We start from the raw sequence: 14,178 nt of genomic DNA on the forward strand, positions 1-14,178 counted from the left end.
TTTTTCCCCTTCCCCTCGTTATTTGCCCTGTCGATACCATTAGTTTGTTATGTAAATCCCACTTATGTCGCCCTATCTCTTCACATGTTGTTCTCATGTGCTTAGTATCAGTAGCATTCGCCACCATTTGAGTATGATCCATGTTTCTCTATGAACCTCGTAGCAGCGGCTCCCTCTCCACCATACAGATTTCACGTCAGCATCAGTTGGGGCTCGCCGGTGCTCGTCTGGCCGCTGAGGCGATTGCCGCCGACCTGGCGAGCAATTATCAGCTCGATATGGAGTGGAGCGAGGCACATCTGCTCGAATTTAAAGGCAGCGGTGTCGAAGGCTCCCTGACGCTGGGTGAGAGCCAACTCGAACTGGAAGTCAATCTTGGGCTGTTTCTGTTGCCATTACGCAGTACTCTGGAGCAGGAGATCCTCGACTATATGGCTCATCGTATTCCCTGTCCTGCCGGTTGATATTACCACCTGTCAGAACTGGCTATTGACACTGCATGGGCACTTATACAGGTGCACGACAAATCATCGTTGAGTGAAATGAGGCTTTGGCCTTCATTTTTTATTTCTATCTTCCGGCGCGTAAAGGAATTCATAAGGGCTGGATAAGAATTCAAACATTATATTTGACTGCCGAACCATAGATGCACCGTATTGGACGTAATGTTTGAAACAATTTAAGGGAACTGACATGTCGTTGTGTGAAATGATCACTTGTGTCGATACCGCATGGTTGCGGATGGACAGACCCAATAATCTGATGCAGATAGTGGGTGTACTCATGTTTGACGGGCAACTCGATGAAGGGCAGCTGCGCCACAACCTGCTGCACACCATAGCCCAGCAACCCAGATTCAGACAGCGCGCCGTGTTGGAAGGCGGTGTCTATTACTGGCGTGAAGACACAGACTTCGATCTGGATCTCCACCTCAAGCGGGTCATTCTGCCGGGGGATGCGGGCCAACATGAGCTCGAGAAACTGGTCGCCGACTTTGCCTCGACCCCCCTTAACCCCCAGCGTCCTCTCTGGGAAATTCACCTGACTGACACCTCACTCGGGGGTCAGGCACTGGTGATGCGCTTCCATCATGCCATCGGTGACGGCTTCTCGCTGATCAAGGCCATGCTGACCATGATGGATGAGACCCCAACGCCAACCCGGGAGCGTGGACTCGGGCCAGCAGATCCCCATCACGAGCAACAGAGTGACGAGGATCACCATGGCAGCCGCCTGCTGCGAATGGGTCTGAAAATGACCGGCAAGATCTGGTCGAAATACATAGAGCTGGCCACCAATCCTGCTCGCATCATCGACTATGCGAAGATCACCCGGGATGTGACCTCCGAGCTGGTGACCATCGCCACGCTACCCGACGACAGCCCAACCCGTTTCAAGGGGGAGACCGGCAGCACCAAGCGCGTCGCCTGGTCAGAGCAGATCCCTCTGCCCGATGTCAAGGCCGTGGGGCGCGTACTGGGTTGCTCTGTCAACGATCTGCTTATCGCCGCCGCAACGGGAGCGTTTCGTGGCTATCTGGAGGAGAAAGGAGACGAGACCGGCGATCTCTCCGTTCGCTCTCTGGTGCCGGTCAATATGCGCGGACCCCATGACAAGGGTGAGCTGGGTAATCGCTTCGGGCTGGTGGCGCTGGATCTGCCGGTCGATCTCGATAACCCGTTGCAGCGTCTCTACAAGGTGCGCGAGCGGATGCAGGCCTTGAAATCCTCGTGCCAACCTGCGGTGGTCCTGAACCTGCTCGAGGCGATAGGCATGGCCCCCAGGACGGTTCAGCAGCAGGTGGTCGAGGTACTGTCGGCCAAGGCCTCCATGGTGATCACCAATGTCCCGGGACCGCAACAGACCCTCTATCTGGCGGGCGCCCGGCTGCGTCAACCCCTCTTCTGGGTGCCCCAGGCCGGTGACATTGGCATTGGGGTCTCTATCCTCTCCTATGACGGTAAGGTGCAGCTGGGGCTTATCACCGACAAGAAGCGGATCCCGGACCCGGAGAAGATCGTCAATCGCTTCGCCCATGAGTTCGAACAACTGCTGTTGCTGGTACTGCTGGAGCCGGCCGACCTCCTTGAGGATCCCGAGGCCATCGAACACTATCTCTGCGCTGCCCAGGCATAAAAAGAAGGGCAGGCCATTGGCCTGCCCTTGCTCTTTGGGGTGTCCCTTACTCTTCGGCCACCTCTTCCCGGGCCGCTTCCACATCGAGGCGCTCCATGGCATCGAGGGGGTCGCATTCGGCGGCTTCGGCGTAGAGTGCCTCGGCCTCTTTCAGACGACTCTTGCCATGGAGCATGGCAATGGCGTTGGCATACTCCATGCGGGCGATGGCCGAGTCGGGCATCCACTCGAGGGCCGCCTTGAAGTGGCGCTCCACTTCATCCTTCTTGGCGCCGTAGGTAAGGCCACCTATCATGGCGCCCAACTTGTCGAGGATCTCCGCATGCCAGGCACCGAAGGCGATATGTGCCTCGGCATGATCCGGCGCCAGCGCCAGTGCCTTCTCAAGGCTCGCCCGCACCTTGTCCCCGAGCCCCTGAGAGAGGGCCTTGGAAACCGAGACCACTTGGCTATAGCGCCCCAGCGCCAGGGCGTGGAAGTACCAGGCGTTGGCGTTGTCAGGATCAATTTTCTGCAGACGCTCGGCCTGGGCGGCCGCCTGCTCGAAGGCCTCACGCTTGGCATACTTGTCATCGAGCAGGTAGGAGGCGTGGATCACCAGGGCCTTGTTGACCACGTTGATCCCCTCATCACCGGCCGCGAGACCCAATTCGACAGCACGACCAAAGTCACCTGCATGGTAGGCCGCCCAGGCCTGCTGTACCGTCTCGTTATCGGGCCAGGGCTCGGCATCGCCGCGGTGCAGACGCTCCCAATGCTGAGCCAGCTTGTCGCCGGAGTAGTCATAGGCCGGGAAGGGGAAGGGGATAAATTCAGCCATCTTGTTCTCCATGTTGGACATCATGTCTCTCCCTAAGAAGCGGGACGTTGCGAGGTGTAGTGCTCCGCCAGCAGTTGCAGGTGCTCGCGGGCATCGGTTCTGAGATAAGGGGCGACCAGTTGCATCACCTGGTAGACGCCGAGGGCGATATCGGCATCTCCCCTTGGATTAAGGGCGCGCTGATAGGAGATCCAGAAAGTCCCTACCAACACCAGATTACGCGACAGGGCCTCCATCTGGGCTGCCGTGGCATTGAGCAATCGAGCCTGCTCCAGATGCAGGCACAAGGCATGCGCCGTGTGCTGCTTGCGGGCCAGCAAGGCGCGAAAATGGCTCTCTACCTGCCGATGGTTGCTCATTAACGTGCTGATATCATAGTAAAAAAAACGATATCGCCAAATTGACTCAAACATCAGATGCAAAAAAAGCCAGACATCCTCCGGCTCACCGGTCGGCTGGCTCATGGCATCAAGCAGGGGGGCCATTTGCAACTCAAACTCCCCAAGCAGTGCCAACACTATCTCTTCTTTGTTACGAAAATGGTAATAGAGGTTCCCCTGGCTTATCCCCATCTCGGCGGCAATCGCGGAGGTGGTGACAGTGGGCTCCCCCAGCAGGTTGAACTGGGCCAGGGCCGTCTCGAGAATGCGCTCCCGGGTGCGCCGTTTGGGTTTTCCCCTGACGCAGGTCTTAGCGTTGCTCGTCATGGTGTCGTTCTCTCAGGCGATGGAGCCAGTCACCCAGGGTGCGCTCGAGATCGGCGGCCGCACTGCTGGAGGGGGAGATGAGGGAGCGCTCCTCCTCAAGCAGACCAAGATCCAGCTCCAGACCATGGCGCGCGAGCTTGGGGGCAAGCTCTGAGGCCCGACGCAACAGCTCGGCACGGGTATGCTGGTAGGCATGTTCACAGAGACGGCGACGATCCCGATAGCTGAAGACGTTGGTAAAAAACATTTCGCGATCGGCCGGTGAGGGCTCAAACAACAACACATCCGCATCGGGGTACTGGTGGCGATAGCGGTCCATTCCGACGTGCATGCGCGAGTGAATAATGGCACGAAAGGTCTGCGCCAGTACCACCGGCAATCCGCACTCGACCAGGCTCTCTGAGCCGACCTGGTGGCAACCGGCCAACTCCGCATCGAAGGGGACCAGGGGGTTGATGCAGAACACCAGATCGGCTCCCTCCTGCAGCGCTACCGAGGCGTGCAGCGTCTTGATGAGTGCGCCATCTACGTAATAACGCCCCTCGATAAACGACGGAGGGAAGAGACCCGGCAAGGCAGCCGACGCCTGTACCGCCGCCGAGATGGGGATGTGATCCAGCCCCGGCGTTCCGAAGGCAACGGGACGGCCGGTATCGAGCTCGGTCGCGATGACAAACAGGGGACTGCGCAGGGCACGAAAATCGTTGCTTCTGCCGGGCTTGGCAAAGAAATCGGTCAGGATCCGGTCAACCCCCTGATTATCAAACAGGCCGGCCGGGATAGATTTGGCCAGGTGCTGCATCGATTCAAACAGGGTGTGCTTCCAGGGGGTCTTGACGTAATCCCACAGGGATTCGGCCAGCAGGGCGGGAAACATCGCCAGGCGCTGGGCAAACTCGCCAAAGGCGGGGCGAAGCAGGGTTGAGGGGTCAAACAGATCGCCACTGTCGTCATTGATAAGGATGCGAGCCAGTTTGTGGGGAGGGACCCCGTTGGCCAGAATGGAGGCGATCACGGCGCCCGAGCTCACTCCCACATAACCATCGAGACGCTCCAGGCGCAGCCCGTGGATCGATTCGGCCAGGGCCACACTGGCACCAATTTCATAGATCCCGCCGAGGGGACCACCTCCTGCCAGCGCTATCGCAATCTTGCTCATCTCACGCCTCCCATCGCTGCTCAAATATCAACCGATGGTTCGTTCCAATAAAAACCGGCCCTGGCGAGGGGCGAGGGCCGGTCTGTGTTAACGAGAGAGAAGAGCATCAGGAGACGACTGCCTCATCCTTCTTGATCTCCTCCTTGGCGGGCTCAACGAGCTCCATCTCCACCACCAGATCCTTGGTCTCCTCTTTCACCGGAGCCTTCTTGGGCGGTGCCTTTTTCGGGGGAGCCTTGCGGGCAACTGGGGCCGGCTTGGCCTGGGGAGCGGCCTCTTCTTGCTCTTGTGCCTCGATCAACTGCTGTACGACCTCGGTCAGCTCGGCCATACGCTTGGAGAGCTTGTCGATATCCTTGCGAGTCGGGATCCCCAGGCTGGCAACGGCGCGGGCCACACGCTCCTCAAACACCTGCTCCAGGCGTCCCCAGGTACCGGAGGTCTTGTCAGCCATGGCGGCAATCTTCTGATCGGCTGCATGGCGGGTCTTGGCCTGCAGGGCTTCACCTTCCTGAACCAGAGCATCGAAGATCTTGCCACCCTCTTCGTGGGCCTTGGCATAGGCACCGAGGCCGGCCAGCCAGATCTGCTGAGTCGATTCCTTGATGGTGGAGGCGAGTTGGTTGTCGGTGACAGAGCCTGCCAACGCTTTGAGTTTCTTGGCCATGATCTTCTCCTTGAGTATCTATTTCAACAAACGTAACGGCGATCACAACATGATGATGGAATGTTGTATCTCGGCACCTTTTGCCTGCCTTTCAACACCAGTCTAGGGAGAAAAAATAGAGGGTTCTACCTAATAATGGAACCCATCAACATCATATATGTGGCATTGGTCATGTAATAAAACTGACAATTTAAAATTGATGTAAGTCATGTTATATCTAGCGCAAGTAATGTCTTACTCAGTACGCCATGGATGTTTTCGATATGGAATATTTTGTTACCGGTGGAAGCGGCTTTATCGGCCGTCGTTTGATTAAAAAATTGCTGGAGCGTGGCGAAAGCAGAGTCTATTTCCTGATGCGCGAACAGCATAGGGAGAAACTGGAAGAGCTCTATCATTTCTGGCAGGTTGACGAACATCGCGCCATTCCTGTGTTTGGGGATCTCACCGACCCTATGCTGGGCGTCTCTTCACAGCAGTTGGAAGCCATGCGGGGGCGGGTCGATCACTTCTTCCATCTGGCCGCTATTTACGATCTCAATGCCCCGGCCGATGTCCAGGTTCGCGTCAATGTGGAGGGTACCCGTCAGGCGTTGTTGCTGGCCGAGTCACTGAAGGGGTGCCGTTTTCATCACTGCAGCTCAATTGCCGCTGCGGGTTTGTTCGATGGACTGTTCCGGGAAGACATGTTCGATGAAGCAGAGCATCTGGACATGCCTTACTTCAAGACCAAGCACGACGCCGAGGGGCTGGTTCGCGATCACACTACCCTGGCCTGGCGCATCTACCGACCGGCCATCGTCGTCGGTGACTCTCGCACCGGCGAGATGGACAAGGTCGATGGCCCCTATTACTTCTTCAAGATGATCCAGAAACTGCGCCGTATGTTGCCCCCCTGGATGCCGGCTCTGGGCATAGAGGGCGGTCGCATCAACGTGGTACCTGTGGACTTCGTGGTCGACGCCATGGACTATCTGGCGCACCTGGAAGGGGAGGATGGCAAGTGCTTCCACCTGACCGATCCCAACCCCATGCGTGTCGGAGACATGCTGGCCACCTTCTCCAGGGCGGCCCATGCTCCGGAGCCGGCCATTCGCATCAACGCCAGCCTCTTTAACGTGATCCCGCGCCATCTGATGACCATGTTGATGGCCCTGACACCGGTGCGGCGTATTCGTGATGCGGCCATCGAGGATCTGGGGCTTCCCAAAGACATCTTCCGCCTCATCAGTTATCCAACCCGTTTCGACAGTCGTGAGACCCTGCGTGCCCTCAAGGGGAGTGGCATCGAGGTTCCCGCACTGCATAGCTATGCCTGGCGCCTGTGGGACTATTGGGAGCGGCATCTCGATCCGGATCTCTTTATCGACCGCACCCTGCGTGGGCGGGTAGAGGGCAAGGTGGTGCTGATCAGCGGGGCTACGTCGGGGATTGGCAAGGCCACCGCCCGTCGCCTGCTCGAAGCGGGCGCCACCGTGGTGACCATAGCCCGCGATCCGGTCAAGATCGCCGAGACCCAGGCCGAGTTTGCCGAGGCGGGCTTTACCCTGCATGCCTATCAGGGGGATATCGCCAATCTGGAGGAGGCCTCAACCATCACGGCGCAGATCCTGGCCGACCACGGTCCGGTCGAGGTGCTCATCAATAATGCGGGCCGCTCCATCCGTCGCGCCATCGAAGACTCTTTCGACCGCTTCCACGATCTCGAGCGGACCATGCAGCTCAACTACTTCGGTGCACTCAAGGTGATCATGGGGGTACTCCCCGATATGATTGAGCGCAAGCGCGGCCATATCATCAACATCTCCTCCATCGGGGTGTTGACCAATGCCCCCCGGTTCTCGGCCTATGTCTCCTCCAAGGCAGCCCTGGATGCCTGGGTGCGTACCGCCGCCTCCGAGTTTGCCGACAAGGGGGTCAACTTCTCTATCATCAACATGCCGCTGGTGAAGACCCCCATGGTGGCGCCCACCAAGGTCTATGACCAGGTCCCCATGCTGACGTCGGAAGAGGCTGCCGACATGGTGTGTGACACTATCATCAACAAGCATGTGCGACTGGCGACCCGGCTCGGGGTCTTCGGGCAACTGGTGCATGCGGTGGCCCCCCGGGTGGCACAGGTCATCATGAACACCAGTTTTCGCACCTTCTCGGATCCCAAGGATGGCGATCGCTCCAAGGCCAGTGCCGATCAGGCGGCCATCTCGACCCTGATCAAGGGGATCCACTTCTAACGAGAGGGAAGTGATGAGTGAGCAGAGGGCCTGAGATCAGGCCCTCTCTTTTTGTGGCTCGGAGTCGGCAAGTGATGCCTCGATAAGGGTCGTCAGCACGGGCAGATAGAGAAGGCTCAGATGGCCGACCCCGACCAGAGGCACATCCTCCAGACCCGCCATATGCTGACGGTCCTGGGGCATGACGAAGTTGTCATGGGTGGTGCGAACCGACACCCCCGTAACAGGAATAGGCATGGCGGCGAAGCGTTGCAACCAACCCGATCCGGGCTCCATCTCTCGGGCGTTGTCTCCAATCCCCAAGTTGGCGAGCTCACTCCCCTGATGGGGCGTCGCCAGGGTCACGAGGCGATCCACCTTGCCGGCACCATGCAGCGCCAGATAGTCGCGGCAGACCAGGCCCCCCATACTATGCCCAATGAGCGTCACCCGAGTGGCTCCCGTTGCAATGAGAACCGCGTCGATGCGTCGCGCCAGCTGGGGCACCATGTCGTCGATATGGCCAAAGGGAGGGGTCAGCGAGAGGGTCGCCACCACGTGCCCCCGTCTCTCGAGCCTGCGTACCAGAGGCAGCCAGATCCCCCGGTTGCAACCATAGCCGTGAACCAGCAGCAGTGGGCGTCGACACGGGGCCATCCGGTCGTGCCTCATCAAGACGGTTTCAAAGGGAATGAGCCAGTTGAAGGTGAGGATATAGGCGTAGAGCTCGAACCCTATCATCCATAGCCACCCCCTCACCCCAAGCGGCGGTGCCGGCGAGGCAAAGAAGCGGGAGAAGCCCCAGGTAGCCAGCACTACCATGACTCTCAACACCAGTTGAACCAGGAGCACAAAGAGCACGCTACCTGCCAGACCCAGACCAAAGAGCAGGTGCCCCAAGGCCCCAAACATTACCACTTCGACAAGCAGCAGCAGCTGCATCTGCCGGTTCATCGTCACTGTGTTGCCTCCAGCAGGATAAGCGTCATGTCATCATCGGGCCCATTTGGATGGCGGGCATCAAACCAGGTGAGCAGTCGCTCGGCCGCCGACTCGAGCGGCAGTGGTGCCAACTCGGCCAGCACGGCGTCGAGTTCGCGCTCCACGCCGCCGCCACCATCGCGGGCCTCGATGAGGCCGTCTGTCATCAGCAGCAATCGCTCCCCGGGTTGCAGCTGAACCCGCCACTCCCGATACCCCCCCTGTGGCAGCAGGCCCGGCAGAGGGCCGATTTCACCTTCGGGAGCCGCCCCCGCCACCGTAATACGCCAGGGGAGGGGATGGCCCGCACTGGCCCAGCAGCACGCTCCACCAGGCTCGAGCCTCACCATCACCCCCGTGATGAGTGCCGCCCCCAGGGTGGGATCGTCGCGCACGATGCGGGAGAGATGCTCCAGCAGCATCGCCGGGGCCTGAACCTCTTGGGAGAGGAGCAGGCCACGCAGATAACCGGCATAGGCGTGGGCAAAAAACTTGGCCACCTCATCGTGTCCCATCACATCCCCAAGCCAGAGCAGGGAGCCACTACAGAGCAGCAGATCACCGCCTCCCCGGGAGGCGTTACGGGTTCGAAGGGTCCCATGCCACCCTATGGGAAGCGGCCCCAACTCAGGCCTCAGGGCTGCGGTATAGCGGCGATCCAGGGTATCTCCCCACTGCTGCTGCAACTGTCCGGCGCGCTTGAGTACCCTGTCTACGGTGCGCAGCAGGATCCGTTTATCCACCGGCTTGGTCAACAGATCGTCGATCCCGAGTGCACTGACCCTGCTCTGGGTCTCCTCATCCCCATGGCCGGTGAGAAAGATGAAGGGGATGACGCCGGTCGAGGCCTCTCGCATCAAACGGCGACGGAAGGTAATCCCGTCAGTGCCCTCCATCTCGATATCCGATAGCACCAGGTCGACCCGGCAACCCTCACCATCCGAGGGGTTGATGAGACCAAGCGCCACGTCGGGGGAGGAGACCGCTATCACCTGATAGTGCTCCTTCAGATAATTTTCGAGCAGTACCCGGGTCGCCCTGTCGTCGTCAATCACCAGCAGGGTCGGGCGCACCGAATCCAGCACACCTTGCCGTCTCAAGACCAGTCGATTGAGCCCGTCATGAACCTCGCTGGAGAGCTCGTCGAAGAGCGACGACAGAAGCAGCAGGCCATATCCCCCTTCGGCCACACCGGGATGATGTACGGGACCAAGGGGTGCAGGCGCCCCCCCATCATCAGCCAACTCCAGCACGAGGGCATTCCCTTGCTGACGCAACGTGAGGTGTAATCGGGTCGCCGCCGGCCGGGTGTGGCGTACCACGTTGGTGGCCGCCTCACTGAGGCCCAGCAGCCAGCGATCCTGCTCGCGGCTCTCAAGCCCCAATTGTTCGAGACGCAGCATAAGTCCTCGGCGCAGGGCGCGAACGCCCTCCAGAGTGGCCGACTCGGAGAGTTGAAGCAGGTTCCTTTCCATCTTAGAGGGACATATTGAGCAGGGGGGTGCGACGCAGCCACCCCTCGAGACGACGCAGGGGAAGCCAGCGTCGCCAGGGAGCCAGGGCGGTGAGAAGCTGCTCTCGCAGTGTTGGCGTGTGGCGATCGTTGTAGACACATCCCAGCAACCTGGCCTCTCTGGCGCGCAGGCGACTCACTGCCGTTTCTACCTGGTGCGCCGGGGTGACACCGCACAGCACGACCATCAGGCAGGCCTCACAGAAGGCACAGATCTGCTCCGCCGGCAGGTTGCCGTGATTGACGGCATTGAGCGGGGAGGTATCGACCAGCACCACGTCATACTCCTTGAGCCAGCCACCCAGCAGCCCCTCGACGGCTTCACGGCGACGGAAGGGAAGCAAATTCTGGCTCGGAGCCGGCATCAGGGAGAGGCGCTCCTCTTGCAGCAGGGGGGAGGGGGGGGCATCCGGGCTCCAGGGTAGCGGCGCCTCGCTCAGGCCATGGTGATGCAGATCGAAATCCACCAGCAGGGTACGCAATCCATCCACGGCGGCACGGCGGGCCAGTGCCCGGCACAGACTGGTGGTACCTTCACCGCCACAGGCGGAGGTGATCGCCAGGGTACGTATCCCGCTGCTGAGGGTCGCGGCGTAGATGCGTTCAAGTTCCAGGTAGTGAACCGGTATGCCCATCACAGACTCCCTATCAACACGGCCACCGACAAGGTGGTGGCGATATCACGCATGCCATCCATGAAGATGGCCCACCCACTGCTCTTGGCATCGGGGATAAAGACCGTGTCCCCGGCACGCAGTAGCGGCAACCGGGAAAAGTCCGGCTCCCGCACAAACCCGTCGAGATCGAAACTGCGAGCCTGATCCCCCTCGGCACTGCTGGCCTGATTCACCACTATGATGTTCTTGATATAGGCAGTACTGGTAGGCCCCCCCGCCTCGGCCAACAGATCGAGCAATGTCATGGCGCTGGTGAAGCGGTAGCGGCCCGGCCTGGCGATGGCACCGAGTACGCGAACCGTCTCCTCCTTGGGCTCATCAATCCAGGGGCGATTCTTTTCGGGGATATAGATGGAGTCTCCCACCACCACCCGGGGGAGCAGCGTCTCGTCACCGGTTTCGAAATAGCGCGAGAGATCGAGGCGGCTCACCCTGGCCCGGGTTCCATCCCGATGGGCGATCCGCACGTTGCGCAGATCCGCATTGGCGGTGGGCCCGTCGGCTGCCGACAGAATGTCGAGAAACCCCATCTGATCGTTAAAGGCGTAGCGGCCGGGGGCCCCGACCTGACCAAACACATAGATAGAGCTCTGGGGCGATTGCCGTACCCACTGGGACTTGTTGTCGCTGGGGTCGGTGGGCAGTTCGGGGATCATGATGGTGTAGCCGGCCCGAACCTTTGGCAGGGCACCCAGATCGCCGCCCTGATGGAGGAAGTGGTCCAGATCAAACAGGGTCGGGTTGGCGCGGCTTCCCTGTTTTTCCAGGATCTGCACCTTGGCAATATCGGCCCGTTCGTTGGGGCCTCCCGCATGAGCCAACAGATCGAGCAGGCTCATCTCGTCTGACCATTCGTAGCGACCCGGCAGGCGCACGGCCCCGAGCACCATGACGGCGCGTCCGGGCGCGACCTTGAGCCAGGACTTCTCGTTGATGTCGGTCTTCTCGGGAATGAAGATGGCGTCGCCGGGCTGCACCTTGGGCAGGGACGCAGAGAGCCCCTCCGTGTAGCCTTGCAGGTCAAAGGCCTCGACCCGGCCGTTGCTGCGCAGCAGCCGGATCTGGCGACTCTCGGCATAACGGGTCGGCCCTCCTGCATTGGCCAGGATATCGAGAAAGGTATCGCCCTCTTTCCCCTCATAGGCCCCCGGTTTGAACACCTCTCCCATGATATAGAGCGTAAGGGCGATGAGGAGGTGCTGCTGCGCTACGGTATCTTCGTCAGCCGCATCGACCTCATCTATCAATCCCGCGATCGTCATATCATGCAACACACAGAGGCCTACCAGGCGGCGATCCCGGCCCTGCGCCGCTTCGTTGAGGAGGCCGACCCCAATATGGAGGAGGAGACCGTCTCCCCTCAGACCCGCCGCTGGCTGGGAGAGCAGATTGCCAGGCTGCTCCCTCTGCTGCACGCCCTGACGTTGGAGATGAACAACCAGTCTTCTCTGTTTGATCAACAGCGCAAGGAGACGGTCAAGGAGCAGATCGTCATCACGGTCAGCATCGCCCTGTTCCAGTTTGGCCTGTTGACCTTCTTCGCCCTGATGGCATGGCGCCAGTTTCGCCAGGTACACAGACACCACTATGCCTTGCGCAAACTCAACGAGAAGCTGGTGCGCGCCAACCGGGAAGCCGAAGCAGGGAAACGGGCCAAGAGCACCTTTATCGCCAATATGAGCCATGAGATCCGCACTCCCATGAACGGGGTGATCGGCATGATCTCCCTGCTCGAGGATGAGCTGACCGAGCCCCGCCACGTGGGGTATATGCACACCGCCAGGGAGTCTGCTGAATACCTTCTGGCCCTGCTCAATGACATCCTCGATCTCTCCAAGCTCGAGGCAGGGAAAATCGCCCTGCACCCGGCACCCTCAAGTCTTGAACAGATGATCCAGGAGCTCGCAGAGTTGGTCAGGCCAAACTATGAGAGCAAGGGGCTCTCATTTTCGTGGCAGATCGCTCCCGACGTGCCTCACTGGATCCAGATTGATGAGCTCAGGGTTCGGCAAATCCTGCTGAACCTTATCTCCAATGCCATCAAGTTCACCGATGAGGGGGAGGTTCGGGTGTTGGTCGGGGCAGACCATCAATTGGGGGAGTGCTGGCAATATCGCATCACGGTGGCCGATACAGGGATAGGGATCACTCAACAGCAGATGTCGGCCCTGTTCCAGCGCTTCGTGCAGGCCGATCCCTCCATCACCCGCCACTATGGGGGGTCCGGGCTTGGCCTTGAGATCTCCCGCTCCCTGGCGCGTCTCATGGGGGGGGAGATCCGGGTCGAGAGCACCCCGGGGCAGGGGAGCCGCTTCACCCTCATCGTCTCGGTGCTGGAAGCCATGCCACAACCCATAACGGCACAACCTCGGCCGACTCAGCGCCGCGGGGCACGATCACAAGGCCGGGTACTGCTGGTGGACGACAATCTGACCAATCTGACGGTCTTCGGCGTCATGCTGGAGCAGGGGGGATATGAGGTCACCCGGGCCCAAAGCGGAGAGGCGGCCCTCGAATCGCTGGCTGGCGCTCCATTCGACATCGTCTTGATGGATATACAGATGCCCGGTATTGATGGCATCGAGGCCAGCCGCCGCATCAGAGCCTCGGGAGAGGCCTGGGCCAACCTGCCCATTGTGGCATTGACTGCCGATGCCATGCCCGATGCCGAGCAGCGTTATCTCTCGCTGGGCATGAATGCCTATCTGACCAAACCCCTGCGCCGGGATGCCTTGCTGCGTACCCTCTCCAGGCTGCTGTCCCATCGGCCCTTGGTCGCCGTTCATGGCCAGGTGATGGTGGTCGACGACAATCAGGTCAATCTGAGCGTGGCCAGTGCCATGTTGCATAAACTCGGCTGGGGCGTCTGTGAAGCCCACTCTGGCGAGGAGGCGTATCGGCTCTGTCGTGAACGCCACTTCGATCTGGTGCTGATGGATATCCACATGGCCGAGCTCGATGGACTCGAGACCAGCCGTCGCCTCAATACCCTGCCCGAATCGCAGAGGCCCGGCCAGATCCTGGCCCTGACCGCAGATTGCAGCCCCGATCTCCCCAAAGCCTGCCTATCGGCCGGCATGATAGGGATCCTCCCCAAGCCGGTGACTCGCCAGGCGCTCGAGCGGGCCCTCGAAAAGATCCACCCATAGTCTGCGCTCACCCGATAACACCTTCCCGTGATGCTCCTGTCACCACCCAGTCGGCGTGCCGTGCGCTGACGACCTGCCATAAAGGGGTCGACACTTCAGCGGCATAGTTATCAATGTGGCCCGATGAGGGAAGCAGGAGGCCGCACTCACACGATG

The 14,178-nt window shown here is 60.1% G+C and carries 12 protein-coding genes; 4 read left to right on the forward strand and 8 right to left on the reverse strand.

All coding sequences use genetic code 11. The features are described from left to right. Positions 1–140: 140 nt before the first annotated feature. Positions 141–464 (forward strand): polyhydroxyalkanoic acid system family protein, encoded by a 324-nt coding sequence (locus BN1133_RS01890; RefSeq protein ID WP_050664865.1) that lies wholly within the window; start codon positions 141–143, stop codon positions 462–464. Between the two features lie 229 nt (positions 465–693). Beyond that, positions 694–2,136 carry a wax ester/triacylglycerol synthase family O-acyltransferase gene (locus BN1133_RS01895; RefSeq protein ID WP_050664866.1) on the forward strand — a complete coding sequence of 481 codons (1,443 nt, stop codon included), beginning with the start codon at positions 694–696 and terminating at the stop codon, positions 2,134–2,136. Positions 2,137–2,182: 46 nt separating this feature from the next. Here the strand turns inward: BN1133_RS01895 and BN1133_RS01900 are convergent, their stop codons facing one another. The 4 genes from BN1133_RS01900 to BN1133_RS01915 form a co-directional block, all read right to left on the reverse strand. Then, positions 2,183–2,956, reverse strand: coding sequence for a tetratricopeptide repeat protein (locus tag BN1133_RS01900; protein WP_050664954.1), 774 nt, complete (start codon positions 2,954–2,956; stop codon positions 2,183–2,185). 32 nt (positions 2,957–2,988) lie between these two features. Continuing rightward, positions 2,989–3,663 carry a TetR/AcrR family transcriptional regulator gene (locus BN1133_RS01905; protein ID WP_050664867.1) on the reverse strand — a complete coding sequence of 225 codons (675 nt, stop codon included), beginning with the start codon at positions 3,661–3,663 and terminating at the stop codon, positions 2,989–2,991. Next, on the reverse strand, positions 3,647–4,822 hold the full coding sequence (locus tag BN1133_RS01910) for a patatin-like phospholipase family protein (protein WP_050664868.1): 1,176 nt from the start codon (positions 4,820–4,822) through the stop codon (positions 3,647–3,649). The genes BN1133_RS01905 and BN1133_RS01910 overlap by 17 nt, the downstream gene beginning before the upstream one ends. Before the next feature lie 106 nt (positions 4,823–4,928). After that, positions 4,929–5,489: a phasin family protein gene (locus BN1133_RS01915; protein WP_050664869.1), complete on the reverse strand. Its 561-nt coding sequence runs from the start codon at positions 5,487–5,489 to the stop codon at positions 4,929–4,931. Positions 5,490–5,752: 263 nt separating this feature from the next. Here BN1133_RS01915 and BN1133_RS01920 point away from each other — a divergent pair, with 263 nt between their 5' ends. Continuing rightward, positions 5,753–7,723 (forward strand): SDR family oxidoreductase, encoded by a 1,971-nt coding sequence (locus tag BN1133_RS01920; protein ID WP_050664870.1) that lies wholly within the window; start codon positions 5,753–5,755, stop codon positions 7,721–7,723. Positions 7,724–7,759: 36 nt separating this feature from the next. Here BN1133_RS01920 and BN1133_RS01925 read toward each other — a convergent pair whose 3' ends face one another. From BN1133_RS01925 to BN1133_RS01940, 4 genes are read right to left on the reverse strand one after another with little or no spacing between them, the layout of a single operon-like run. Then, on the reverse strand, positions 7,760–8,656 hold the full coding sequence (locus BN1133_RS01925) for an esterase/lipase family protein (protein WP_136614635.1): 897 nt from the start codon (positions 8,654–8,656) through the stop codon (positions 7,760–7,762). A 2-nt stretch (positions 8,657–8,658) separates the two neighbouring features. Then, positions 8,659–10,158, reverse strand: a complete 1,500-nt coding sequence (locus BN1133_RS01930) for a SpoIIE family protein phosphatase (protein ID WP_050664872.1) — start codon at positions 10,156–10,158, stop codon at positions 8,659–8,661. Between the two features lies 1 nt (position 10,159). Further along, entirely contained in the window at positions 10,160–10,831 is a 672-nt protein-coding gene (locus BN1133_RS01935; RefSeq protein WP_050664873.1) for a CpsD/CapB family tyrosine-protein kinase, read from the reverse strand. Next, complete coding sequence (locus BN1133_RS01940) at positions 10,831–12,120, reverse strand: polysaccharide biosynthesis/export family protein (RefSeq protein ID WP_231686225.1); 1,290 nt, start codon at positions 12,118–12,120, stop codon at positions 10,831–10,833. The genes BN1133_RS01935 and BN1133_RS01940 overlap by 1 nt, the downstream gene beginning before the upstream one ends. Between BN1133_RS01940 and BN1133_RS01945 the strand changes: the two genes are divergently transcribed. Next, complete coding sequence (locus BN1133_RS01945; protein ID WP_050664874.1) at positions 12,070–14,022, forward strand: response regulator; 1,953 nt, start codon at positions 12,070–12,072, stop codon at positions 14,020–14,022. The genes BN1133_RS01940 and BN1133_RS01945 overlap by 51 nt on opposite strands. Positions 14,023–14,178 lie beyond the last annotated feature (156 nt).

This window comes from Aeromonas schubertii, from assembly GCF_000820105.1.
Classification (GTDB): Bacteria; Pseudomonadota; Gammaproteobacteria; order Enterobacterales; family Aeromonadaceae; genus Aeromonas; species Aeromonas schubertii.

Bases quoted from the DNA above. Each gene is read 5' to 3' on its own strand.
- BN1133_RS01905 (WP_050664867.1), bottom strand. From the start codon at position 3,663: ATGACGAGCAACGCTAAGACCTGCGTCAGGGGAAAACCCAAACGGCGC.
- BN1133_RS01890 (WP_050664865.1), top strand. From the start codon at position 141: ATGTTTCTCTATGAACCTCGTAGCAGCGGCTCCCTCTCCACCATACAG.
- BN1133_RS01935 (WP_050664873.1), bottom strand. From the start codon at position 10,831: ATGGGCATACCGGTTCACTACCTGGAACTTGAACGCATCTACGCCGCG.
- BN1133_RS01925 (WP_136614635.1), bottom strand. From the start codon at position 8,656: ATGAACCGGCAGATGCAGCTGCTGCTGCTTGTCGAAGTGGTAATGTTT.
- BN1133_RS01920 (WP_050664870.1), top strand. From the start codon at position 5,753: ATGGAATATTTTGTTACCGGTGGAAGCGGCTTTATCGGCCGTCGTTTG.
- BN1133_RS01910 (WP_050664868.1), bottom strand. From the start codon at position 4,822: ATGAGCAAGATTGCGATAGCGCTGGCAGGAGGTGGTCCCCTCGGCGGG.
- BN1133_RS01895 (WP_050664866.1), top strand. From the start codon at position 694: ATGTCGTTGTGTGAAATGATCACTTGTGTCGATACCGCATGGTTGCGG.
- BN1133_RS01930 (WP_050664872.1), bottom strand. From the start codon at position 10,158: ATGGAAAGGAACCTGCTTCAACTCTCCGAGTCGGCCACTCTGGAGGGC.
- BN1133_RS01915 (WP_050664869.1), bottom strand. From the start codon at position 5,489: ATGGCCAAGAAACTCAAAGCGTTGGCAGGCTCTGTCACCGACAACCAA.
- BN1133_RS01900 (WP_050664954.1), bottom strand. From the start codon at position 2,956: ATGGCTGAATTTATCCCCTTCCCCTTCCCGGCCTATGACTACTCCGGC.